At 42.6% G+C, this 270-nt stretch carries 1 protein-coding gene; it reads left to right on the top strand.

The features are described 5' to 3' along the window. Window positions 1-11 precede the first annotated feature (11 nt). A partial coding sequence (locus IQR33_RS23480) for a hypothetical protein (protein ID WP_228014086.1) occupies window positions 12-270 on the top strand: 259 nt, incomplete at its 3' end.

The following is a 270-nucleotide window of genomic DNA, read 5'->3' as shown; positions in this document are numbered from 1 at the left end:
TTGAATCGAGTGTGCTTTCAGAGGCTAATGGAGGTATTCCTGATTTGCAGAAAGACAGAAATCGTTTGTTGGTTCTAAAACACGAGGAGCGTCCCAGTGATTCCAATGAGCAGCTAGCAAACGATATGCTTGAAATTAACCCTCATCTACCTCAGTTTGCTGCCTCTGAATCAGCGAACCGTTTGATTTTAAAAAAAGGGGAAGATGGACGGTATGATTTAACCATTCAGCGTACCGAAGTGAAGCCAACTACGTACATGGAACTTGTTA

Origin of the sequence: Vibrio sp. OPT46, from assembly GCF_015163535.1 — a bacterium.
Classification (GTDB): Bacteria; Pseudomonadota; Gammaproteobacteria; order Enterobacterales; family Vibrionaceae; genus Vibrio; species Vibrio alginolyticus.
Note: the sequence above shows the minus strand (reverse complement) of the source record. Positions and strands in the feature narration are given on the sequence as shown.